This is a genomic window from Actinomyces sp. AC-20-1 (assembly GCF_023369555.1).
Lineage (GTDB): Bacteria > Actinomycetota > Actinomycetes > Actinomycetales > Actinomycetaceae > Actinomyces.
This window is the reverse complement of sequence record NZ_JACJVC010000011.1, coordinates 45524-68848: the sequence shown is the minus strand read 5'-3', so window position 1 is coordinate 68848 and position 23325 is coordinate 45524. Positions and strand designations below refer to the sequence as shown.

Annotated in this window: 20 protein-coding genes; 8 read left to right on the top strand and 12 right to left on the bottom strand. The window is 72.5% G+C overall.

The genetic code is table 11. The features are described from left to right. Positions 1 to 234: 234 nt before the first annotated feature. Together H6X67_RS07780 and H6X67_RS07775 are read left to right on the top strand one after the other, a co-directional pair. Positions 235 to 474, top strand: coding sequence for a FitA-like ribbon-helix-helix domain-containing protein (locus tag H6X67_RS07780; protein WP_249367669.1), 240 nt, complete (start codon positions 235 to 237; stop codon positions 472 to 474). Next, positions 471 to 890 carry a type II toxin-antitoxin system VapC family toxin gene (locus tag H6X67_RS07775; protein WP_249367670.1) on the top strand — a complete coding sequence of 140 codons (420 nt, stop codon included), beginning with the start codon at positions 471 to 473 and terminating at the stop codon, positions 888 to 890. The genes H6X67_RS07780 and H6X67_RS07775 overlap by 4 nt, the downstream gene beginning before the upstream one ends. A gap of 233 nt (positions 891 to 1123) precedes the next feature. Here H6X67_RS07775 and ettA read toward each other — a convergent pair whose 3' ends face one another. From ettA to ptsP, 3 genes are all read right to left on the bottom strand, one after another. Next, positions 1124 to 2806, bottom strand: coding sequence for an energy-dependent translational throttle protein EttA (gene ettA, locus H6X67_RS07770; protein WP_249367671.1), 1683 nt, complete (start codon positions 2804 to 2806; stop codon positions 1124 to 1126). 93 nt (positions 2807 to 2899) lie between these two features. Further along, entirely contained in the window at positions 2900 to 3883 is a 984-nt protein-coding gene (locus H6X67_RS07765) for an acyl-CoA thioesterase (RefSeq protein WP_249367672.1), read from the bottom strand. Continuing rightward, entirely contained in the window at positions 3880 to 5586 is a 1707-nt protein-coding gene (gene ptsP / locus H6X67_RS07760) for a phosphoenolpyruvate--protein phosphotransferase (RefSeq protein WP_249435493.1), read from the bottom strand. The genes H6X67_RS07765 and ptsP overlap by 4 nt, the downstream gene beginning before the upstream one ends. A gap of 207 nt (positions 5587 to 5793) precedes the next feature. Between ptsP and H6X67_RS07755 the strand changes: the two genes are divergently transcribed. Together H6X67_RS07755 and malQ are read left to right on the top strand one after the other, a co-directional pair. Then, entirely contained in the window at positions 5794 to 6024 is a 231-nt protein-coding gene (locus H6X67_RS07755; protein ID WP_249368944.1) for a PTS sugar transporter subunit IIB, read from the top strand. Between the two features lie 210 nt (positions 6025 to 6234). Then, the gene (malQ, locus tag H6X67_RS07750; protein WP_249368945.1) at positions 6235 to 8376 is read left to right on the top strand and encodes a 4-alpha-glucanotransferase; all 2142 of its coding nucleotides are present in this window, start codon (positions 6235 to 6237) and stop codon (positions 8374 to 8376) included. 89 nt (positions 8377 to 8465) lie between these two features. Here malQ and H6X67_RS07745 read toward each other — a convergent pair whose 3' ends face one another. The 3 genes from H6X67_RS07745 to H6X67_RS07735 all read right to left on the bottom strand — a co-directional run bounded on the left by H6X67_RS07745 (position 8466) and on the right by H6X67_RS07735 (position 10155). Beyond that, complete coding sequence (locus H6X67_RS07745; RefSeq protein ID WP_249368946.1) at positions 8466 to 8927, bottom strand: PTS sugar transporter subunit IIA; 462 nt, start codon at positions 8925 to 8927, stop codon at positions 8466 to 8468. Continuing rightward, positions 8924 to 9154: a PTS sugar transporter subunit IIB gene (locus H6X67_RS07740; RefSeq protein ID WP_249368947.1), complete on the bottom strand. Its 231-nt coding sequence runs from the start codon at positions 9152 to 9154 to the stop codon at positions 8924 to 8926. Before H6X67_RS07740 ends, H6X67_RS07745 begins: the two co-directional genes overlap by 4 nt. Before the next feature lie 221 nt (positions 9155 to 9375). Continuing rightward, positions 9376 to 10155 (bottom strand): GntR family transcriptional regulator, encoded by a 780-nt coding sequence (locus H6X67_RS07735; protein WP_249368948.1) that lies wholly within the window; start codon positions 10153 to 10155, stop codon positions 9376 to 9378. A gap of 311 nt (positions 10156 to 10466) precedes the next feature. On the opposite strand from H6X67_RS07735, the gene H6X67_RS07730 reads away from it, so the two are divergent. Beyond that, positions 10467 to 11768 (top strand): PTS transporter subunit EIIC, encoded by a 1302-nt coding sequence (locus tag H6X67_RS07730; RefSeq protein ID WP_250649236.1) that lies wholly within the window; start codon positions 10467 to 10469, stop codon positions 11766 to 11768. A gap of 135 nt (positions 11769 to 11903) precedes the next feature. Here H6X67_RS07730 and H6X67_RS07725 read toward each other — a convergent pair whose 3' ends face one another. The 5 genes from H6X67_RS07725 to H6X67_RS07705 form a co-directional block, all read right to left on the bottom strand. Further along, positions 11904 to 12230 carry a helix-turn-helix domain-containing protein gene (locus H6X67_RS07725; RefSeq protein ID WP_249368950.1) on the bottom strand — a complete coding sequence of 109 codons (327 nt, stop codon included), beginning with the start codon at positions 12228 to 12230 and terminating at the stop codon, positions 11904 to 11906. Position 12231: 1 nt separating this feature from the next. Beyond that, complete coding sequence (locus H6X67_RS07720; RefSeq protein WP_249368951.1) at positions 12232 to 12585, bottom strand: type II toxin-antitoxin system RelE/ParE family toxin; 354 nt, start codon at positions 12583 to 12585, stop codon at positions 12232 to 12234. A gap of 316 nt (positions 12586 to 12901) precedes the next feature. Further along, positions 12902 to 15478, bottom strand: coding sequence for an aminopeptidase N (gene pepN, locus H6X67_RS07715; protein WP_249368952.1), 2577 nt, complete (start codon positions 15476 to 15478; stop codon positions 12902 to 12904). A gap of 168 nt (positions 15479 to 15646) precedes the next feature. Continuing rightward, entirely contained in the window at positions 15647 to 16633 is a 987-nt protein-coding gene (locus tag H6X67_RS07710; protein ID WP_249368953.1) for an LCP family protein, read from the bottom strand. 879 nt (positions 16634 to 17512) lie between these two features. After that, on the bottom strand, positions 17513 to 19618 hold the full coding sequence (locus H6X67_RS07705; RefSeq protein WP_249368954.1) for a M13 family metallopeptidase: 2106 nt from the start codon (positions 19616 to 19618) through the stop codon (positions 17513 to 17515). A gap of 97 nt (positions 19619 to 19715) precedes the next feature. Here H6X67_RS07705 and H6X67_RS07700 point away from each other — a divergent pair, with 97 nt between their 5' ends. From H6X67_RS07700 to H6X67_RS07690, 3 genes are all read left to right on the top strand, one after another. Next, positions 19716 to 20177 carry a ribose-5-phosphate isomerase gene (locus tag H6X67_RS07700; RefSeq protein WP_249368955.1) on the top strand — a complete coding sequence of 154 codons (462 nt, stop codon included), beginning with the start codon at positions 19716 to 19718 and terminating at the stop codon, positions 20175 to 20177. 92 nt (positions 20178 to 20269) lie between these two features. Further along, entirely contained in the window at positions 20270 to 21292 is a 1023-nt protein-coding gene (locus H6X67_RS07695; protein ID WP_249368956.1) for an Fpg/Nei family DNA glycosylase, read from the top strand. After that, positions 21289 to 22629, top strand: a complete 1341-nt coding sequence (locus tag H6X67_RS07690) for an alpha/beta fold hydrolase (protein ID WP_249435492.1) — start codon at positions 21289 to 21291, stop codon at positions 22627 to 22629. Before H6X67_RS07695 ends, H6X67_RS07690 begins: the two co-directional genes overlap by 4 nt. Positions 22630 to 22662: 33 nt before the next feature. Here the strand turns inward: H6X67_RS07690 and cysE are convergent, their stop codons facing one another. Beyond that, complete coding sequence (gene cysE / locus H6X67_RS07685; protein ID WP_249369900.1) at positions 22663 to 23286, bottom strand: serine O-acetyltransferase; 624 nt, start codon at positions 23284 to 23286, stop codon at positions 22663 to 22665. Positions 23287 to 23325 lie beyond the last annotated feature (39 nt).

The window sequence follows — 23325 nt, the reverse complement described above, 5'->3', positions numbered from 1 at the left end:
TCCTACGGCACGGACGTTGTCCTGCCGCGTAGAAACGTAGAAGCTGTCCTGCCGTGCGGGGGGGGTGTCCTACGGCGGAGCCGTGCCGGCGGCACGGACGGCGCCGGCAGCGCGGGCGGGCTGGCCGGGCTGACGCGGGGATGGTGTCGGGTCGGGTCTCCCAGGGTGTTGAGAGCCTGCCCGGTGACGCAAGTGATATCGTAGTGGCGATGTGATATCACTTGAGGAGGGGTCATGGTCAGTGTGGTGGTCCGCGGGATCCCGGAGGAGACGCATGCGGCCCTCAAGGCACGTGCTCGCCGGCACAAGCGCAGCACGGAGGCCGAGATCCGGCAGATCCTCACGGATGCGGTCGCTCCGGTTCCCGAGCGGGGACTGGGGACCCTGCTGCAACGCATCGGCCGCGAGGTGGGCGGAGCCGAGATCGTCAGTGCACGCGACCACGCACCCTACGAGCCGCTGGACCTGCTGTGATCGTCCTGGACACGAACGTCATCTCCGAGCCTCTGCGGCCCAGTCCCGATCTGAGGGTGGTTCGCTGGCTGGACGCACAGCCTCCGACCATCCTGTACACCACGGCACTGACGGTCGCGGAGCTGCGCACAGGAGTCGCCGTCATGGCCGACGGGCGGCGCCGAGATCACCTGCGCGAGCGTCTTGAGGACACCGTGCTGCCCTACTTCGAGGGGCGGGTGCTTCCCTTCGACCTCTCTGCGGCAACGTCCTGGGCGACGATGGTCAGTCGAGCGAGGGCCGCAGGGCGCCCGCTGCCGGTCATGGACTCGCTCATCGCCGCCGTCGCGCGCTCACGCGGCTATGCTCTGGCCACCCGCAACACTGGTGACTTCGTGGACACGGGTGTCGATCTCGTCAACCCGTGGGAGGACTGACCCCGTCGTCGACGGTGCGGACGGCGCCGGCAGCGCGGGCGGGCTGGCCGGGCTGACGCGGGGACACCGTCGGGCCGGCGCGCAAGGACAACCTGCTGACGCAAGGACAACCTGGAAGGCTCCCCCAGCTTGTCCTTGCGCGTTCTGGTTGTCCTACGGCACGGACGTTGTCCTGCCGCGTAGCAGCGTAGAAGCTGTCCTGCCGTGCGCGCTGTGGCGCGCCGCGCGCGGGCTCAGTCCCTCGTCAGCTTCCTGTAGGTCACGCGGTGCGGACGGGCCGCCTCCGCGCCCAGGCGCTTGACCTTGTTCTCCTCGTAGGAGGCGAAGTTGCCCTCGAACCAGTACCACTGGGCGGGGTTGTCCTCCGTGCCCTCCCAGGCCAGGATGTGCGTGGCCACGCGGTCGAGGAACCAGCGGTCGTGGGTGATGACCACGGAGCAGCCGGCGAAGTTGAGCAGCGCGTTCTCCAGGGAGCCGAGCGTCTCGGTGTCGAGGTCGTTGGTCGGCTCGTCCAGGAGGATGAGGTTGCCGCCCTGCTTGAGCGTGAGCGCCAGGTTGAGGCGGTTGCGCTCGCCGCCGGACAGGACCCCTGCGGGCTTCTGCTGGTCCGGGCCCTTGAAGCCGAAGGCGGCCACGTAGGCGCGCGAGGGCATCTCCACGTTGCCGACCTGGATGTAGTCCAGGCCGTCGGAGACGACCTCCCACAGGGTCTTGTCCGGGTCGATGCCGGCGCGGGTCTGGTCCACGTAGGACAGCTTGACGGTCTGGCCGATCTTGAGCTCGCCGCTGTCGAGCGGCTCGAGGCCGACGATCGTCTTGAACAGGGTGGTCTTGCCGACGCCGTTGGGGCCCACGATGCCGACGATGCCGTTGCGCGGCAGCGTGAAGGACAGGTCGTCGATGAGCGTGCGACCGTCGAACCCCTTGGACAGGTGGCTGGCCTCGAGCACGACGTTGCCCAGGCGCGGGCCCGGCGGGATCTGGATCTCCTCGAAGTCGAGCTTGCGCGTGCGCTCGGCCTCCGCGGCCATCTCCTCGTAGCGGGCGAGGCGGGCCTTGGACTTGGTCTGACGGCCCTTGGCGGAGGAGCGGACCCACTCGAGCTCCTCCTTGAGGCGCTTGGCGAGCTTGGCGTCCTTCTTGCCCTGGACCTCCAGGCGCTTCTCCTTGGTCTCCAGGTAGGTGGAGTAGTTGCCCTCGTAGGGGTAGAGGTGGCCTCGGTCGACCTCGGCGATCCACTGGGCGACGTGGTCGAGGAAGTAGCGGTCGTGGGTGACGGCGATGACGGCGCCCGCGTAGCTCTTGAGGTGCTGCTCGAGCCACAGGACGGACTCGGCGTCCAGGTGGTTGGTGGGCTCGTCGAGCAGCAGCAGGTCGGGGGCCTCGAGCAGGAGCTTGCACAGGGCGACACGACGGCGCTCACCTCCGGAGAGGTGCTTGACCTCGGCGTCGGGCGGCGGGCAGCGCAGGGCGTCCATGGCCTGCTCGAGCTGGGAGTCGAGGTCCCAGGCGCCCGCGGCGTCGATCTCCGTCTGGAGCTTGCCCATCTCCTCCATGAGGGCGTCGAAGTCGGCGTCCGGGTCCGCCATCTCGGCGGAGATCTCGTTGAAGCGGTCGAGCTTGCCCTTGATCTCGGCGACGCCCTCCTCGACGTTGCCCAGGACGGTCTTGTCCTCGTTGAGCGGGGGCTCCTGCAGGAGGATGCCGACGCTGTAGCCGGGGGTCAGGCGCGCCTCGCCGTTGGAGGGCTGGTCGATGCCCGCCATGATCTTGAGGATGGAGGACTTGCCGGCGCCGTTGGGGCCGACCATGCCGATCTTCGCGCCGGGGAAGAAGGACATGGTGACGTCGTCGAGGATGACCTTGTCACCGTGCGCCTTGCGCGCCTTGATCATCGAGTAGATGTACTCAGCCACAGGTTCACTGCGCCTTTCGTGGGGGTGCGGGTGTCCAGGGCACAGCCTACGGGAGAGGGACGACGACGGCGCCGCAGCAACCGGTTGACCGCCTCACCCTCGTGGGGCCGGGATGGGCGAGCCGTCCTCGCCCTCGGCGGTGCGGATCGCCCAGCGGCCGTCGCCGGAGCGGGTGGCGGTGGGCATGCGCACCATGCCCTCCTGGGCGATGGTGGACACGAGCCGTCCCGAGGAGTCGAAGACCTCTGCACGGGCCATGGAGCGGCCGCCCTGCGAGGTGGGGGAGTCCTGGACGAAGAGCAGCCAGTCGCTCGCGTCGACGTCCCGGTGGAACCACTGTGCGTGGTCGAGCGTGGCCAGGCTCATCCCCTCGCTGCGCCAGGACAGGCCCTGGCTGCGCAGCGCCGGCTCGAGCATCACCTGGTCGCACATGTAGGCCAGCAGGGCCCGGTGGACGACCTGCGTGGCGTCCTGGGGAATTCGTCCCCGGGACCGCACCCACAGGTGCTGGCGCCCCTCAGCGGTCTCAGCGGGACGCAGGAAGATGTTGCCCTCCACGTGACGCTGGTCGAAGGCGGCCGTGCGGCCCAGGAACCTCGCCACCGGGTGGTCGATGGTCCGGAAGATCTCGAGCGCGCTCGTCAGCTCCTCGGGCCGGGGCACCTGCGGCGCCGGGAGCTGGACCTCCGCCCCCTCCTGGGTCTCCTGGAAGGAGGAGACCATCGTGAGGATGACGGAGCCCTCCTGGGAGGCGGTGGTGCGCCGCTGTGAGAAGGAGCGGCCGTCGTGCATGCGCTCGACGTCGAAGCGGATAGGGGTCTCCGGCCGGCCTCCGCGCATGAAGTAGGCGTGCACCGAGTGGGGCAGGCGCGGGCCGTCCCCGTCGTCGACGAGGGTGGCCGCTGCGGCCAGCAGCCCCTGGGCGACCACCTGGCCCCCGTAGACGCGGCCCGAGAGCTGGGGCAGGGAGCCACCGGTGAACGTGTCCTCCCCGTCGCCCGCCTTGAGCGCGAGGACGCGCGTGACGGAGCCCAGCGGCTCGTCGCTCGCGGCGGGGACGGGGTAGGGCAGGGTCACAGACCGAGCTCCTCGAGGACCGGCAGCTCGGCGCGCACGGCGGTGCGCGCCTCCTCCGCGGTCGGGGAGGCGACGGCAAGGGCGGCGATGCGCCGGCAGTCCTCCAGGGTGACGGACTTCAGGACGGCGTCGACGTCGGGCAGGGCCCGGGCGGTCATGGACAGGCTGGCCACACCCAGGCCCACGAGGACGACGGCGAGGGCCGGGTCCGCGGCGGCCTCGCCGCACACGCCCACGGGGCGCCCGTGGGGGGCGGCGCCGTCGCAGGCGGTCTTGATGAGCCGCAGGACGGCAGGCTGCCAGGCGGTGGACAGGTCCGCCAGCGTCGACAGCAGGCGGTCGGCCGCCATGACGTACTGGGTGAGGTCGTTCGTGCCGACGGAGGCGAAGTCCGCGTGCTCGAACATGGCGTCGGCCATGAGGGCCGCCGAGGGGACCTCGATCATCATGCCGGCGGTGCTCAGGCCGTAGGAGCGCGCCTTGTCCGTGAAGGCCCGGGCCTCCTCGACGGTGGAGATCATGGGGGCCATGACCCACACCTTGGCCTCGGTGGCGGCCTCCGCACGGGCCAGGGCCTCGAGCTGGTGGTCGAGGACCTCGGGGTCGCGGCGGGTCGTGCGGTAGGCGCGCACGCCCAGCGCCGGGTTCTCCTCGGTCGCGTCGGTGAGGAAGGGCAGGGGCTTGTCCGCGCCGGCGTCGAGGGTGCGCACGACGACCTTCTTGCCGGGGAAGGCGGCGAGCACCTGCGTGTAGGCCTCGACCTGCTGCTCGACGGTGGGCTCGGTCGGCTGGTCGAGGAAGCAGAACTCTGTGCGGAACAGGCCGATGCCCATGGCGCCCGCCTCGGCGGCGGAGCGGGCTGCGGCGCCGTCGCCGACGTTGGCGAGCAGCTGGACCTCGTGGCCGTCCTTGGTGGCGCCGTCGCCGTTGAAGACGCGCACGCGCTGGGCCAGCTCGCGGGCGCGGCGCAGGGCGTCCTCGCTGGGGTCGCGGGTGATGGTGCCCTTGGTGCCGTCGATGAGGACGATGTCGCCGTCGGACAGGGTGTCGGTGACCGCGGCGCCGGTGCCGACGATGGCGGGGATGCCCAGGGCGCGCGCGAGGATCGCCGTGTGTGAGGTGGGCCCGCCCTCGGAGGTGACGAAGGCGACGACCTTCTCCGGGTCGAGCAGGGCGGTGTCCGCGGGGGCGAGGTCCTGGGCGACGAGCACGAAGGGCTCGGGCAGGTGCGGGATGCCGGGCATGGGGGAGCCGGTGAGGACGGCGACGATGCGGTCGCGCACGTCCTGCACGTCGCGGGTGCGCTCGGCCATGTAGCCGCCCAGCGACTCCAGCATCGCGCACAGGGTCCCGGCGGCCTCCCACACGGCGCGCTCGGGCACGAGGCGGCGCTCGCGGACCATGGCCTGGGCGGAGGAGGTGAGGGTGGGGTCGGCGGCCATCTGGGCGGTGGTCTCGAGCAGGGTGCGGCCCTCGCCCTTGGCCTCGGCGGCGGAGAGCTCGAGGCCCTTCTTGACGGTCTGGGCGGCCAGGGCGATGCGCTCGCACTCCTTGTCGAGGTCGCGGGCCTGGTCGAGGGTCTCGATGGGGGGCTCGGGGATGCCGGGGGCCATGCGGGCGACGGGGCCGGCGACGAGGCCCGGGCTCACGCCGATCCCCGACAGCGGCTCGGGGGCGGGGGCGGGCGCGGTGGAGGTGGTCATGGGCTGCTCCTCGACGGTGACGGAGTCCGGTCGCGCCCATTGTGCACCGGTCCCGGGCTGCCGGTGAGCATTCCGCCGCAGGGTGAAAGACGATTGACACAAGGGGGAGGCGGCAGTTCCGGGGCCGACGGGGCCGGGGCGGCGGGACTGGGCGGAGGATCTGGGATAAAGTGACGGGCGACACGCACTGACCGGGAGGGACATGGAATGAGCACCGCCGCTGACATCGTCAAGGGACTGGGTGGCCGCGAGAACATTACGGACCTCGAGCCCTGCATCACACGCCTGCGCGTGGAGGTCGTCGACCAGGACAAGGTGGACGAGGAGGCCCTACGGGCCACCGGTGCCTTCGGCGTCGTCCGCTCCGGCCGCGTCGTCCAGGTCGTCGTCGGACCGACCGCTGACGACCTGGCCGCCGCCATCGCCGCCCTCGACTGACCCGCGCGCTCCGCACCGCGCAGCACGAGGGCCCACGTAACTCTGCGCCGCGCCGCACTTGCTGTTGGCGCGGCGCAGACGTGTGTGAAACCCTTGCAGCAAGACGAGCAGCCGTCCCCGTCCCCGCACCGTCGCGGCAGGACGGCGACCCGCCCGGCCCTCAACCACTTAGCCACCGCGCGCCCAGCGCCCAACCCCTGAGGCCCTGCCATGACCGACCCCCGCCCCGGCTCCGCATCCGAGCGACTGATCCAGCTCGCCCAGGCCAACGGAGTCCTCGTCGACTACTGGGACTACCACGGGCGACCCGCCTCCCCGTCCCGCGAGACCCTCGTCGCCGTCCTTGCCGCCCTCGGCGTGGCCGCCTCCACGGAGGAGGAGATCGAGCGCTCCCTGTGGGAGACGGAGACGGCCCCGTGGCGCCAGGTCCTGCCGCCCACCGTCGTCGCGCGCCAGGGGACGGCCGCACCCGTCGCCGTCCACGTGCCTGATGGCGCACCGGTCTGGGTCGAGGCGGTGCTCGACGACGGTACCCACCGCCCCCTGACCCAGGTCGAGGACTGGACCCCCGCCCGCGACGTCGACGGTGTGCTCACCGGCCAGGCCACCTTCGTCCTGCCCACCGACCTGCCGCTGGGCTGGCACGAGCTCGTCGCCCGGGTCGGTGACGGCTCCACCGAGGCCCGTGCCGCCCTCGCCATCGCCCCGGACCACCTCGACATGCCCTCCGCGCTGGGCGAGCGGGGCTGGGGCGTCATGGCCCAGCTCTACTCGGTCCGCTCCGCCGGCTCCTGGGGCATCGGCGACGCCGACGACCTGGCCGAGCTCGCCAGCCTCCTCGGTGACGAGGGGGCGGACTTCCTGCTCATCAACCCGCTGCACGCCGCCGAGCCCGCGGGGCCCATGACGGCCTCGCCCTACCTGCCGGTCACCAGGCGCTTCGTCAACCCGGTCTACATCCGCCCCGAGAACATCCTCGAGGTCTCCCGCCTGGCGGGCCCGCGCCGCTCACTGGTGCAGTGGGCCCTGGAGGAGGTCGAGGCGGCCAACCACAGCGCCGAGCCGATCGACCGCGACGCCGCCTGGAAGGCCAAGAGCGAGGCCCTGGAGGTCATCTTCGCCGCAGGCCGCTCGCGCGCCCGCCAGCGCGACTTCGAGCGCTTCCGCGCCGAGCAGGGCGAGGGCCTGGAGCGCTTCGCCCTGTGGTGCGCCCTGACGGAGAAGTACGGGCCGCTCGCCCAGTGGCCCGCGACCCTGCGCGACGCGGGCTCCGCCTACGTGGCCAACGAGGCCAGGACCCTGAGCGAGCGCATCGACTACTACGCCTGGCTGCAGTGGGTCGTGGACGAGCAGCTCGAGCGGGCGCAGGCGGTGGCCAAGGCCTCCGGCATGGCGCTGGGCATCATGGACGACCTCGCCGTCGGGGTCCACCCGCGCGGTGCCGACGTGTGGAGCGACCCCGAGTCCTTCGCGCCGGGCGTGTGCGTCGGCGCGCCCCCGGACATGTACAACCAGCTCGGCCAGAACTGGTCCCAGCCGCCGTGGAGCCCGGTGCGCCTGGCCGCAGACGCCTACCGGCCCCTGCGCGAGATGGCCCGCACGGTCCTGCGGCACGCGGGCGCCCTGAGGGTCGACCACGTCATCGGCCTGTTCCGCCTGTGGTGGATCCCCGAGGGCATGCGTGCGGACGCGGGCGCCTACGTGCGCTACGACCACGAGGCGATGGTCAGCGTCCTGCTGCTCGAGGCCCACCTGGCCGGGGCCGTCGTCATCGGCGAGGACCTGGGGACCGTCGAGCCGTGGGCGCGCGACTACCTCGCCAGCCGCGGGGTGCTCGGCACCGGGGTCCTGTGGTTCGAGAAGCAGGACGACGGCTGGCCGAAGCAGCCGGAGGCCTACCGCTCGCTCCAGCTCGCGACCGTCAACACCCACGACCTGCCGCCGACCGCCGGGTACCTGGCTGAGGAGCACGTGAGCCTGCGCGAGCGCCTGGGCCTGCTCACCGAGCCGGTCGAGCAGGTGCGCGCCGAGGCCCGCCTCGAGCGCGACCGGATGCTCACCCGGCTGCGCGAGCACGGCCTGCTGGGGGACAACCCGTCCGAGCGGGAGGTCGTCGAGGCCCTGCACCGCTACGTCGCCCGCACGCCCGCCCGCCTGGTGGGCGTCTCCCTGGTGGACGGCGTCGGTGAGCGCCGGGCCCAGAACCAGCCCGGCACGGACCAGGAGTACCCGAACTGGCGCCAGCCGCTCGCTGACGGCTCCGGTGAGGTGGTGCTGGTCGAGGACCTGCCCGGCAACGCCCGGCTGGCGAGCCTGCTCGCGGTGGTGCGCGAGGCCCTGGGCCGGGCCTGAGCGCCCGGCCGGCGCCGGCCGGCTGCGGCAGTGGGGCGGTCACCCTCCCGGGGTGACCGCCCCACTGCGTCGCGCTGGGCTCAGTGGCGTCAGTGGCAGGTGAGCAGCACGTCCCCCGCGGCCAGGTGGGTGCCGGGCGCAGTGAGCCCCAGAGACTCCTCGTCGCCCTCGAGGACGATGACGGGCACGACCGGGCTGAGCCCGCCCTCCTCGATGCCGGCGGGGTTCCAGGTGACCACGGGGTCCCCGGCGGCGACGGCGTCGCCCTCGCGGACGTGGACGTCGAAGCCCCGGCCCGCCAGCCCCACGGTGTCCAGGCCCAGGTGGACGAGGATGGCGGGACCGCCCTCGGTCGTGACGATGAAGGCGTGGGGGTGGGCCTTGGCGATGGTGCCGCTGACGGGCGCCACGGCGGTGACATCGGTGCGCTCGGTCCGGTCGGGGTCGACGGCGAGGCCCGGGCCGACGAACCTGCCGGCGAAGACGGGGTCCGGGACGTCGTCGAGGGCCAGGACGCGGCCGGCCAGCGGGGCGGCGACGTCGAGGGTCATCGAAGGTCCTCGATGTCCTCCGCGATGGTGTCGGCGTTGGGGCCGACGATCACCTGGACGGCGTCGCCGGCCTTGAGGACCCCGTGGGCGCCGGCGGCCTTGAGGGCGGCCTCGTCCACGAGGGAGGAGTCCTCCAGCTCGCAGCGCAGGCGGGTGATGCAGGGCTCGATCTCGATGATGTTGTCGAAGCCGCCGAGGGCGTCGACGATGCTCTGGGCCTGGGACATGCGGGTTCTCCTAGGGTCTGGCCGGCGCGGGGCCGGCGGATGGGGCGGACCGGGGGTCCTGCGGGCGTCGTCGCTCCTCAGGGAGGTGGTCCATACCAGCGCGATGGTAGCGCGGTACTCGGCCGATGGCGAGGTCCTGTCGGCCGAGTCCCGCCATGTCCCGTCGCGGGCCGCCCCGGAGAGTCACGGTGCGCCGGGTGGCAGGGCCGCGTGGCCGGGGCTCAGGCGCCCGTCGGCAGGTCCTCGGGGCGCCGGCGGCGCGGTCCCGGCGCCGAGACCGGGACCCACAGCGTGTAGCGGTCCGCCCGGTAGAGGGAGCGCGAGTAGATCACCGCGGTGTGCTCGTGGAAGGTCCGCCGCACGATGTCCAGGGCGGGGGCCCGCTCCGGCACGCCGAGCAGGGCCGCCTCCTCGGAGGTCACGGCCCGGGCCTCGAGCACGTCCTCGCCCCACTGGGGCGTGAGCCCTGCGCGGGTGAGCTCCTCGTACACGGAGGAGGGCAGAGCGCCGTCGAGCAGGTCCGGCGCGAGGTGCTGCGGGATCCAGGTCTCCTCCAGGGCCATGGGCACGCTGTCGGCCGTCAGCAGGCGGCGCAGGTGGTGGGCCCGCCCGTCCGTGGCGAGCTCGAGCTGGGCCGTGACCGTGGGCGGGGCGGCGACGGTCTCGGCGACGAGGAAGACCGCGCCGGGCTCCATGCCGCGGCGCCGCATCTCGTCGCTGAAGGAGGTCAGGCGCAGCTGGAGGTCGAGCTTGGGCGGGGCGACGAAGGTCCCCCGGCCCTGGTGACGCTCGACGGCGCCGTCGGCGACGAGGGTGTCGACCGCCTGGCGCACGGTCATGCGCGAGACGCCGAAGCGCTCGCACAGCTCGCGCTCGGAGGGCAGCGGGTCCCCGGCCGACAGGCCGTCGGAGATGAGGGCGAGCAGGTGCTCGCGCACGATGACGTACTTGGCGCGCGCGCCGGTCCGCTCGCGCGCGCCTGACGGGTGTTTCTGAGGCACGGCGGTCTCCTTCCGGTCGGACAGGTGGGTGTGCCCATTGTGCCCGTCCGGGGCGGCCGCCGTGCCGACTGGGCTGGGGCGCGGCGGGGGAGACCGGGGGAACCTCCTGAGATCCTGCCGATTGGAAGGTGGAAGCAGGCGCTTGACAACGTCTGTTGTCTGGTCTTTGCTGATGCCGCTGGTCCAGACGAGTGCAGTGGCGCCCGTCGGGCCGGAGCCGCCCTCCCCGGGCGGCGTCCCCCGCGTGGCACTGCCGCCACGCGCTCCCGGATCTGGAGGACCTCGTGTCAGAGAAGAAGAAGTCGGGCGGCATGTTCGCCCTGGCGCAGCGCCTCGGGCGCTCACTCATGCTCCCCATCGCCACACTTCCCGCAGCGGGTCTGCTGCTGCGTCTGGGCCAGGGCGACATGCTGGGCGCCGACGGCGTGTCCAAGTCCCTGCCGTGGATGCAGCCCGTCGCCGACGTCATGGCCGCCGCCGGCAACGCGGTCTTCGCCAACCTGGCGCTCATCTTCGCCGTCGGCGTCGCCATCGGCTTCGCCAAGAAGGCGGACGGCTCCACCGGCGTCGCCGGCCTCTTTGGCTACCTCGTCCTGCAGGGCGTGCTCTCCGCCCTCGCCCCCTACTGGGGCGCCGGCGGCGAGACCCCGGCTGAGAACACCATCAACTACGGTGTCCTCGGCGGCATCATCATCGGTGTCGTGGCCGCGAAGCTGTGGGAGAGGTTCTACCGCGTCAAGCTGCCGGACTGGCTCGCCTTCTTCGGCGGCCGCCGCTTCGTTCCGATCGTCACCTCCTGCGCGGCCGTGCTGGTCGGCGTCGTCATGGGCGCGATCTACCCCGCCTTCAACTGGCTCATCAACGGCCAGCTCGGTGGCTGGCTCATCGAGGCTGGCACCCACGGAGGCATCGGCGGCTCCATCGCCTACTTCGTCTACGGCGTCATCAACCGTCTGCTCATCCCCTTCGGCCTGCACCACCTGTGGAACTCCCTGCCCTGGTTCCAGCTCGGCTCCTGCACCAACTCCGCCGGTGAGACCATCCACGGCGACCTCAACTGCTTCTTCCAGGGCGTCGACGGCACCAACGCCTGGTCCGGCAGCTTCATGACCGGATTCTTCCCGATCATGATGTTCGCACTGCCCGCCGCCGCCCTGGCCATGTGGCACACCGCCAAGCCCTCCAAGCGCAAGGTCACCGGCGCCCTCATGGTCTCCGTGGCCCTGACGGCCTTCCTCACCGGTGTCACCGAGCCCCTCGAGTACGCCTTCGCCTACGTCGCCTTCCCGCTGTACGCCGTCCACGCCGTCCTCACCGGTCTCGCGCTGGTCATCGTCAACGCCCTGGGCATCAAGACCGGCTTCACCTTCTCCGCCGGCCTCTTCGACTACCTCATCAACATGGGCAAGTCCTCCGAGCTGTCCGGCGGCTTCTTCCAGGGCCCGGTCATGCTCGTCATCATCGGCCTGGTCTACGCCGTCATCTACTACTTCCTCTTCCGCTTCCTCATCACGAAGTTCAACTTCCGCACCCCGGGACGCGAGGAGGACGAGGCCGACGCCTTCTCCGAGGCGCAGGCCGTCGCCGCCGAGGCCGCGCGCAAGAAGCGCTAGCCCAGCTCCCACTGCGCCAGGACCACGACAACCGGTCCTGAGGCGCGCGAACAGGGGTGGGGCCCAGCAGCACAGGTGCTGGGCCCCACCCCGTCTCCTCGTCCGAGAGGCCTCAGCCCCGCAGCCGGTTTCTCCCTATGCCGGCGATGAGAGCACAAGCCTTCGGTTGCCGAAAGTGGCGGTGACCTCGACGGTGCCGCCGAGAGCCTCGACGTAAGCCTTGACCGTGGCTAGACCGGAGCGGTCAAGACTGCCGGACTCGAGCGCTGAGATGGTCGGCTGCGTGAGCGACAACCGGTCGGCGAGCTCCTTCTGGGTCACGCCCTGCTCCTCGCGGATCTCGCGGAGCCTGTAGGCGCGCTCCTCGGTCTCCATCCGAGCGACATGCGTGGCTACGGCGACGGGGTCAGCGGGACGCTTGGCGCGCACGTCGCTCCAGGACACGGTCTTGGCCTTGCTCATCTCACTCCACCTCACTGTCAAGCCATGCATCGAATCGGTCGTCGGCTACCGGGATGTTCTGCATGTACCACTTCTGCCAGTTGTTGGCCTTGTCCCCGGCGACGAGAAGGATGGCCCTTCGCTCTGGATCGAAGGCGAACAGGATCCGGATCTTGCTGCGTCCCGCTGAACCAGGACGCAGCTCCTTCATATGGTGATGGCGAGAGCCCTTGACCCGGTCTGCGGTGGGACGTCCGAGCGCAGGTCCTTCAGACTCCAGCCGGCTGATCGCAGCCGCGACCAGGTGATAGGTGTCATCGTCGAGATCCAGGACCCACGACTCCACATCCTCCCAGAGGCGAATGTCCCAGCGCACGTCCACATAATAGGTGCTGAACGATATTGACTCAAGTCGATGTGAGTGGGATGGGGACCGCCCTAGGGTTCTCGGGGATGTTGACCACGGACTGGAGCGACGAGGTGGCTCGGCGGTCGTCGGACAGCGGCCGGAGTGGTGGAGTGTGCGTCGCCGCTGAGGCCACCGGCAAGAACGCCGAGGCCGCGCGCAAGAAGCGCTAGCCCGGCTTCCGACGTCCCAGGACCACGACAGCCGGTCCTGAGGCGCGCGAACGGGGGTGGGGCCCAGCACCACAGGCGCTGGGCCCCACCCCTGTCTCCTCGTCCGAAGGACCTCAGCCCCGCAGCTCGCGCTCCTGCACGCGCGCCACACGGCGCGTCGTGTCCAGGTTCTCCGCGACGATGCGGCGGAAGGCCGCCGGGGCCTCCTCGTGCGAGGCGAGCCAGCTCTCGAGCGCTCCCACCGGGTCGCAGCCCTCCAGGCCCACCGTCGCCGGCGACCACAGGCCGTCCAGCAGGTTCTCCGCCATGTGGAAGGTGCGCGAGGACCAGATCTCGTCCGCCCGGGCCACGTACTCCTCGATGAAGGGCACCAGCAACTGCGGCGCGCGGTCGACGTCGGTGAAGCCGCGCAGGGTCTTGACCAGCGTCTCGTTGGGCATCGTGGCGTCCCCGACGAGCGCGTCCCAGGCCGCCCGCTTCGCCTCGGGCGTGGGGATGGCGGCACGGGCCTGAGCCGCACGCTCCGTGCCCGTCGTCGTGCGGTCGCGCTCGGCCTCCGCCTCGATGTCGTCCTCACCGGCCACGCCCGCGGCGACGAGCCCGATGAGCAGCTCCCAGCGCAGGTCCTGGTCCACGACCAGCCCCTCGAGCGGCGCGGAGCCGCTGATCCAACCGGTCACGGCCGCGGTCTGCTCGGGCGTCACGGCGTGGGCGGCGACGGCCCGCACGAGCTGCAGCTGAGTGTCGGAGCCGGCCTCGGCGGCGCGCGCCAGCCTCAGCAGCGCGTCGGCAGTACCCGGGGCCGCCTGCGCACGGTGCGCCGGCAGCAGGTAGTAGCCCAGGCACGTGCCCACCTGGGACAGGAGCACCTGGACCACCGAGGAGTGCCGCTCGACCTCCAGGGCCTCCAGCGCCGCCGCCAGGAAGCGGGAGGCGGGCAGCTCGCCGTCGCGCACCATGTCCCAGGCGGAGGCCAGGAGGATCGAGCGGGGCAGGGAGGCCTCGAAGGCCGCCACGTGCTCCAGCCCCGCGGCCAGCGAGGCCTCGTCCAGGCGAGCCTTGGCGTAGGTGAGGTCGTCGTCGTTGACCAGCAGGACGTCCGGACGCACGGACCCCACAAGCTCGGGCACCTCGGCGCGCGCGCCGTCGACATCGATCTCGACGCGCCCGGTGCGCACGAGGCGGCCCTCGACGAGGGTGTAGGAGCCCAGGGCGAGGCGGTGCGGGCGCAGGGAGGCGGGTGAGCCCTCCGGGACCTCCTGGAGGACGGCCGCGGAGGTGATGACGCCCTCGGCGTCCGTGGCGAGCTCGGTGCGCAGGACGGTGACACCGGCCTCCTGGAGCCACAGGCGGGTCCACTCGGTCAGGTCGCGGCCACTGGTGGCCTCGAGCTCGCGCAGCAGGTCCGCGAGGGTGGCGTTGGCGTAGGCGTGCCCGGCCAGGTAGGAGGCGATGCCCGTGAAGAAGTTCTCCCGGCCCACGTAGGCGACGAGCGCGGACAGGACCGAGGCGCCCTTGGCATAGGTGATGCCGTCGAAGTTGACCTCGACGTCGTGCAGGTCGTTGATCTCGGCGGCGACGGGGTGGGTGGAGGAGAGCTGGTCCTGGTTGTAGGCCCAGGTCTTCTCCGAGGCCTGGAAGGTGGTCCAGGCGTCGGAGAAGCGGGTGGCCTCGGCGACGGCGAGCGTGGAGGTGAACTCGGCGAAGGACTCGTTGAGCCACAGGTCGTTCCACCACTTCATCGTCACCATGTCGCCGAACCACATGTGCGCGAGCTCGTGCAGGATCGTCACGGCGCGGCGCTCGACGCGGGCCTCGACGGGGCGCGAGCGGAAGACGTAGTCGTCGCGGTGGGTGACGATCCCGGCGTTCTCCATGGCGCCCGCGTTGAACTCGGGGACGAAGACCTGGTCGTACTTGCTGAAGGCGTAGGGGGTGGCGAACAGGTCCTCGTAGTAGGCGAAGCCCCTGCGCGTGAGGTCCAGGACCTCCTCGGCGTCGAGGAACTCGCGCAGGGAGGCCCGGCAGTACACGCCCAGCGGGATGACGCGGCCGTCGGCGGCCCGGTACTCGCTGGTGACGCCCTCGTAGGGGCCTGCGACGATCGCGGTGATGTAGGAACTCATCCGCTCGGTGGGGGCGAAGGAGAAGACACTGGCGGCCTCGCCGTCGGCACCGGTGGCGGTGACGGGCTCGGGGGTGGGGGAGTTGGAGAAGACGGTCCAGCCCTCGGGGGCGGTGACGGTGAGGACGAAGGAGGCCTTGAGGTCGGGCTGCTCGAAGACGGTGAAGACGCGGCGCGAGTCCGGGACCTCGAACTGGCTGTAGAGGTAGGTGCGTCCGTCGGCCGGGTCCGTGAAGCGGTGCAGGCCCTCGCCCGTGTGCATGTAGGCGCAGTCGGCGACGACGGTGAGCTCGTTGTCCTCGGCCAGGTCCGCCAGCGCGATGCGCGAGTCCGCGTAGACCCGGGCCGGGTCGAGCGCGGTGCCGTTGAGGGTGACGGAGCGGACCGTGGGGGCGATGAGGTCGATGAAGGTGGCGGCGCCGGGGGTGGCACTGAAGCGGACGGTCGTCGTCGAGCCGAAGACCTCCTTCCCGCGGGTGAGGTCGAGGTCGATCGTGTAGGTGTCGACGGCCACGAGGCCCGCGCGCTCGGCGGCCTCCTCGCGGGTCAGGTTCTGACCGGGCATATGGGCTCCTTCTGGGACGGTCTGCCGGCGGGCTTGTGGCCGCTGCCGGTCTGCGCCGGGTCTCGGCGCGTGCAGGGGGCCATCGTCTCACCCGGTGCGCCGGCAGGGGAATCGGGGCCGACGGCGGGGGCCGGGCCGGGAGCAGGACGCGCGCTGCTCAGGGGCTGCTCAGGGGTCCTCCCGGTCCCCTTGCCCGGCGGCCGGCACGCAGCCGCCGCGGAGGTAGCCGTGGGCGGCGAGGACGGCGTAGGTCTCCTGGGTGGGGAAGGCGACGAAGGAGCCCTCCGGCTCATCGACGGGGATCTCGACCAGGGTGACCGAGGCACCGTCCCCGGTGGCGACGGTGCGTGCGAGGCCGAGCAGGTCGGTCAGGCCGGTGCCCGGGTCCACGGTGAGGTTGCCGGCGAGGGTGTGGGCCAGGTTGCGTGCGGCCAGCGGGTTGCGGGCCTCGTGACGCGCCTGGGCGAGGACGGCGGCGAGGACGACGCCCGCGTAGTGGCTTCGGCGCTGAGCCCCCTCCGTCTGGCTCAGGGCGGTCCACTGCCCGTCGTGCAGGACCTCGGGGTGGCGGGACCGGACGAGCGAGAGGGCCTCGACACCGGTGAGGGTGTGCTCACCGGCATGCGACAGGTCGAGCCCGGAGCCGGCGTCGCGCACGGGCTCGTCGATGGCGACGCTCACGCCGCCGAGGGCGTCGACGACCGCGGCGAACTGGGCCATGTCAACGGCCACGACGTGGGTGGGGGCCACCCCGAGCTGCGTGCACAGGAGGTCAACGGTCCTCCCGGGCCCGGCGAGGCGGCTCGTCGCCAGGCGCTCGGCGCCGGCGTCGGTGAGGAGGGCGAGGTCGCGGGGGACGGAGACAATGGTGGTGCCGGAGGCGGAGGGCTGGACGAGGAGGAGGACGTCGGCGCGCGAGCCCTGCCCGGCCTGGGCGACGGTGCCGTAGTAGTCAGGGCCCTCGGGGACGGTCTCGCGCGAGTCGGTGCCCAGGACGAGCCAGGTCTCCTCCGGGGCGGCGGGGGAGATGGTGGTGGGCAGGGCGACGTCCATGGTGCCGGGGCGCTGCGCCAGGGTGAGGACATCGGCTCCGAGAAGTGCGGCGGCGGTTGCCGTCACGAGTGTGACGGCAACCGCCGTGCGTCGGGCTCTCATGGTTCAATCGTTGTGTCTGTGCGTGAGGCCTGGTGCGTGGCGCCCGGGGCGCCACGGGTGGGGTGTCAGTCGTTGGCGCGTCGGCGTGCGGCGAGGGCGCTGCCGCCCAGGACGGCGCCGCCGGCCAGCAGCAGGGGCAGGACGGTGACGCCAGTGGCGGCCAGGCGCGAGCCTGTGGAGGGCTTCTTCGTGGCGGTGGTGGCCGCCGTGGTGCTGGTGGGGCGTTGACGGTGATCGCCTGGCGCAGGCTGACCCCGCTGCGCTGGCCGGTGAGGACGAGGTGGTGGGCGCCGGGGTCCGTGCCTGCGGGGATGGTGACCTTGACGACGACCTTGCCGGAGGCGTCGGCTGTGGTGGTGGTCAGGTGCACGGGGGTGGAGCGCAGGTAGACGTCGACGTTCTCGCCGGCCGTGAAGCCGGTGGCTGTGACCGTCACCTCGCCACCGGGGGACACCGAGGTCACGTCCGCCGAGATCGACGAGGAGCCGGTCGGCGCGACAGTGGGCGCAGCGGTCGACGTCGGAGCAGCAGTGGGCGTCGGAGCAGCGGTGGCGCCGGTGATACGCAGCGGGATCTTCACAACAGGCGCATGAGCCTCCTCGTTGTAGAGGCCGCAGAACAACGCGACTGTGGTGGGAGCGTCCCCGGACCACTCGACACTGCGGGTGGTCACGGACCAGCTGCCTTGTCCCTGACGTACCTCGGTGTACCCGGCAGAGAACCCGTTGATGCCGTCGGCCTGGAGAAGAGCGACGGAGACGATGCCGATGCTGGTGTCATCGTGCGACCGCGCGCAGCGGTAGCACGAGTGAGAGCAGCTCCTCGTGGTGGATCTCAATCAGCCACACCCTCATCGCCGTGAGCTCCATGCCCACGGCCTCACCAGATGGACACGCGCTCCTCGGGGGCCAGCCACAGGGCGTCGCCCTCGGTGACGCCGAAGGCCTCGTGGAAGGCGTCCATGTTGCGCACGATCCCGTTGCAGCGGAACTCGTTGGGCGAGTGCGGGTCCACCGTCAGCAGCAGCTCGCTGCGCTCCACCCGGTTCTTGCCCCGCCAGATGCGCGCCCACGAGTAGAAGAAGCGCTCCATCGCCGTCAGGCCGTCGATGACCGGCGCCTCGGCGAAGGAGACGGCTCCCGCACGCTCCAGGGCCAGGCCGTAGGCCTTGAGAGCGATGCCCAGCCCGCCCAGGTCGCCGATGTTCTCCCCGATGGTGAGCGAGCCGTTGACGTGCGGGACCTCCTCAGGCGCGGTGCCCTCGGCCGCGGCGCGCTCGGCCAGCTCGGCGGGCACGTAGGCGTCGTACTGGGCGATGAGCGCGCTCGTGCGCTCGGTGAAGGCCGCACGGTCCTCCTCGGTCCACCAGTCCGTCACCCTGCCCGTGCCGTCGAAGGTCGAGCCCTGGTCGTCGAAGCCGTGGCCGATCTCGTGGCCGATGACCGCGCCGATGCCCGCGTAGTTGACGGCCTCGTCCGCCCGCGGGTCGAAGAAGGGCGGCTGGAGGATCGCGGCCGGGAAGACGATCTCGTTCATCGTCGGGTTGTAGTAGGCGTTGACCGTCTGCGGCGTCATGTGCCACTCGTCACGGTCCACCGGGCCGGCGAGCTTGCGCAGCGAGCGGGCCAGGTCGAAGGCCTCCACCGAGCGCACGCTGGACATGAGGTCCCCGGGGGTGATGACGATGTCGGAGTAGTCGCGCCAGCGCACCGGGTAGCCGATCTTCGGGGTGAACAGCGCCAGCTTGTCCAGCGCCCGCTGACGGGTCTGCTCGCCCATCCAGGTCAGCTCGCCGATGGAGCGGCGGTAGGCCTCGATGAGGTCCGCGACCAGGGCCTCCATCGCCTCCTTGTGGGCCGGCGGGAAGTGCCGCTCGACGTAGACCTCGCCCAGGGCCTCGCCCAGGCAGGCCTCGACCAGGCCGACCCCGCGCTTCCACCGCGGGCGCAGCTCGTCCACGCCCTGCAGGCGCCGGGAGTAGAAGGAGAAGGTCTCGGCCACGAAGCTGCTCGACAGCAACGAGGTGCGCCCGTGGACCGTGTGCCACACGGCCCAGGCGCGCAGGTCCTCCAGGGACGTCGACTGCCACACCTCGGCCACGTGGGGCAGGTAGTCCGGCTGCTCGACGATGACCTCCTGCAGGAAGGAGCCCAGCGGGGCGCCCGCGGCCGCGGCGGCGTCGGCGATGCCCGCGCGCCAGGCCTCCCAGGGGAAGCCGGGGGCGCTCGCCACCAGCTCCTCCCAGCGGCGCGGGTTGTTGATCCGCTCGATGTCACGGCAGGACACGCGGTCCCAGTGGCCGCGGGCGAGCGCCGTCTCCAGGGCCATGACACGCCCGGCGAGCTCCGTGGCCCCGGCCCCCAGGAGCGCGGGGGCGCCGGCGAGGTCGAGCACGCGCGCCACGTGCGCCACGTAGTCCGTGCGCACTCCCTCCTGGGCCTCCTCGCGGTAGTAGGACTCATCCGGCAGGGCCAGGCCAGACTGGCTGAGGAAGGTGGTGTAGCGCGCGGGGTCGTTGAGGTCGTTCTCGACGTAGGCGGCAAAGGGGCCCGAGAAGCCCGCGGCTGAGCCCGCGCCCACGGCGCGGGCCAGGGCCTCCTTGTCCCCGGCCGCCAGCAGCGGGGCCAGCTCGCCCTCGAGCGGGGCGGCCCCCAGCGCCTCGACGCGCTCCTCGTCCATGAAGGCCGCGTACAGGGCGGCGACCTTGCCGGCCGGCGTCGTCGGCACCGCGGCGGAGCCGTCCGGGGCGACCTGGCCGGCCAGCTCGGTGAGGATCTCGTGGCAGGCCTCCTCCGCCGCGTCGCGCAGCAGGGTGAAGGATCCCGTGCCGGGCTTGTCCGCGGGGATGACGGCCTGCCTGAGCCAGGTGCCGTTGACGTGGCGGAAGAGGTCGTCCTGGACGCGGACGGCGGGGTCGACGGCGGCGGTCTCGAGGACGCCGGCGAGCACGTCGCGGCCCTCAGCGGTCACGGGGGTCTCAGTCATGGGGCCAAGGTAGCGCCTGGGCCCGGTACCCACCGGCGCCCGCAGCGCCCTGCCGCGCCTCTGACGCGACGTGTTCGCGTGAGGCACAATCCCACCCATGCGCATCCACATCGCCTCCGACCACGCCGGCTTCGAGCTCAAGACCGCCCTCGTCACGCACCTGGGCGAGCAGGGCCACGAGGTCATCGACCACGGCGCCCGCACCTACGACCCGCTCGACGACTACCCCTCCTTCTGCATCGAGGCCGCGGAGGCCGTCGTCGCGGACCCGGGCAGCCTCGGCGTCGTCATCGGCGGCTCCGGCAACGGCGAGCAGATCGCCGCCAACTGCGTGGACGGCGTGCGCGCGGCCCTGGCCTGGAACGAGGACACGGCCCGCCTGGCCCGCCAGCACAACGACGCCAACGTCATCGCCGTCGGCGGCCGCATGCACAGCCTCGAGGAGGCCCTGCACCTGGTGGACCTCTACATCGCCGAGCCCTTCAGCGGCGACGAGCGCCACCAGCGCCGCATCGACCAGCTCGCCGAGTACGAGAGGCGCGCCCACCAGGGCGCCTGAGAACCCGGCCAGGGCCCGGAGGCCGCCGGAGCGGGACGGGCCGCCGGCGGACCGTGGGACCTCGGGCCCAGGCCCTCGGGTACGGTCCTCACATGCCCGAAGGCCACACCATCCACCGGCTCAGCGCCGCCCTCAGCGAGCTCTACGGCGGCCAGCGCCTGGCTGCCACCTCCCCCCAGGGGCGCTTCGCCGCCGGGGCCGAGCGCCTCGACGGCCAGGTGCTCCTCGGCGCCCAGGCCCACGGCAAGCACCTCTTCCTGCCCTTCGCACCCGAGGCGGACGTGCCCGCCGACGACACCGCGGTCACCTGGCTGCGCATCCACCTGGGCCTGTACGGCTCGTGGACCTTCGACGGCGACGCCTCCTTCACCGCCCCGCACGCCATCGGCGCCCCGCGCAGGCGCGTCGGTGAGCGCGGCGAGCACGCCCTGGCGCACGGCGGCGGCTCCGCCCTGTCCGGCCTGGCCGGTGGGCCCGACGACGCGCCCACCGCACCCGCCCCGGGCCAGTGGCGTGCGCCCGAGCCGCGCGGGGCGGTGCGCCTGCGGCTGCTGGGCGAGCACGGCGTCGCCGACCTCACCGGACCCGCCGCCTGCGAGCTGCTCGACGCCGACGGCGTCGCGGCCGTGCGCCGCCGCCTGGGCCCCGACCCCCTGCGCGCCGACGGCGACCGCGAGCTCTTCGTGGCCAACGTCCGCCGCCGCCGCAAGGCCGTGGGCGAGCTGCTCATGGACCAGTCGGTCATCTCCGGCGTCGGCAACATCTACCGGGCCGAGACCCTGCTGCGCTGCGGCATCAGCCCCTTCCGCTCCGGCCAGCACGTGAGCGAGGCGCGCCTGCGCGCCGTGTGGGACGACCTCGTGCCGCTCATGGAGCACGGTGTCGCCACGGGCTTCATCACGACCGTCGAGCCCGACGACGTCCCCGTCCCCCTGCCCGAGGACGACGAGGAGGCCGGCCGCTGGTACGTCTACCACCGCGCCGACCGGCCCTGCCTGCGCTGCGGCGCACCAGTGAGGAGCAAGGACGTGGCCGGGCGGCGCCTGTTCTGGTGCCCGGCCTGCCAGGCCCGCTGCCCCGCCGGCCCCGCGCCGGTGGGTAGCGTGGCGCCATGACACCGACCCAGACGTCCCCACCGGCCTCCCCGCGCCTGGTCTCCGGCCCCTGGTCCACGGCCAACGCCGGGCTCCTGACCCGCGAGCACCACCTCACCGTCGCCCTGGACCGCTCCGGGGGCGGGGACACCTGGCCGGACGGCACACCCACGCTCACGGTCTACGCGCGCGAGGTCGCCCGCGCCGGGACCGGGGCGACGCCGTCGGACCCCCTGGCCCGCCCGCCCCTGGTCTTCCTCCAGGGCGGCCCCGGCTGCGAGGCCCCGCGCCCCAGCCCCGACGCCGGCCTCGGCTGGCTCGGCACCGTCCTCGAGCACTACCGCGTCATCCTCCTCGACCAGCGCGGCACCGGCCGCTCCACCCCCGTCGACCACCCCGGTGCCGGGGGCGACGACGCCGGCACCGCCCGCCTGCTCACCCACTTCAGGGCCGACGAGATCGTCGAGGACTGCGAGGACCTGCGCCGGGCGCTGGGCATCGAGCGCTGGAGCCTGCTGGGCCAGTCCTTCGGGGGCTTCTGCTGCGTGCGCTACCTCAGCGCCCACGCGGACTCGCTCGACCGGGTCCACCTCACCGGCGGACTGCCCGCCGTCGGCCGGACCATCGACGAGGTCTACGCCCTGACCTACGAGTCGATGCGCGTCAGGAGCGAGGAGCACTACGCCCGCTACCCCGGCGACCGCGACCGCGTGGCCGCCCTCGTCCAGGCGGCCCGCCGCGGCGAGCTCCTGGACCCCCACGGCGCGCCCGTGGGGCCGCAGCGGGTGCGCTCGCTCGGCTCCCTGCTGGGCGCCAGCGGCGGCATGGACGCCATGCACCACCTGCTCGAGCGCGACCCGGCCTCCTGGGCCCTGCGCTGTGACCTCGTGGACTCACTCGCCTTCACGGCCCGCAACCCGCTGTACGCCGTCATCCACGAGTCCTGCTGGGCCGACGGCGGCCGCACCGCCTGGGCCGCCGAGCGCGTGCGCCCCACCGCCTTCGACGCCGACCCGACCCTGCTCACCGGCGAGCACGTCACGCCCCGGATGATCGAGGACGACCCGCTCCTGCGCCCCTGGGCGGGGGTCGCCGAGGCCCTGGCCGACGTCGAGTGGCCGCGCCTGTACGACGAGCGGGCCCTCGGCGCCAGCGCCGCGGCCGGGGTGAGCGGGGCTGCCGCCGTCTACGCCCGTGACGTCTACGTGCCGGTTCAGACCTCACTGGCCACCGCCGCCCTCGTCCCGGGCCTGCGCACCTGGGTGACGAGCGAGTACGAGCACAACGGCTCGCGCGCCAGCGGGGGAGAGGTCTTCCGCCGGCTCGTCGACCTCGCCGGGGGCACCGTCCTGCGCTGAGCGGGGCGGGCCGGCTCCCGGCGGGGCCCGGGCTCAGATGTAGATCGTCGGGTCCATCATGAGCTCGGGGTCCGTGCGCGGGTCGCGCACCCGGGCCGGCACCCCCACACCCACGTGGTCGGCCGGCAGGTTCTTCACCAGGACCGCGTTCGCACCGATCTTCGCGTTGTCCTCCACGGTCACCGGGCCCAGGACCTTCGCCCCCGCCCCGATCTGCACACCGTTGCCGATCGTGGGGTGGCGCTTGCCCGGCCGGGTCGAGACCCCGCCGAGCGTGACCCCGTGGTAGATGAGGACGTCGTCGCCCACCTGCGCGGTCTCACCGATGACGACACCCATGCCGTGGTCGATGAACAGGCGCCGCCCGAGGACCGCCGCCGGGTGGATCTCGATGCCGGTGAGGTTGCGGGCCGTCTGGGAGACGGCCCGGGCCGTGAACTTGTGCCCCCGCGCCCACAGGCGGTGGGCGAGGCGGTATGCCCACACGGCGTGGACCCCGGGGTACAGGAGGGCGACCTCGGCGCTGGAGCGGGCGGCCGGGTCCTGCCTGCGCGCGGTGGCCAGGTCCTCCTTGGCCAGGTCGATGAGGGTGTGGGCACGTGCCGAGCCCGTGCGGCCGCGCCGGGTCTTGCCGGGGGCCTGTGAGGTGGAGTTCATGGTGCTCCTGGGTGGGGGTGCGCTCTCTCAGCCGACCCA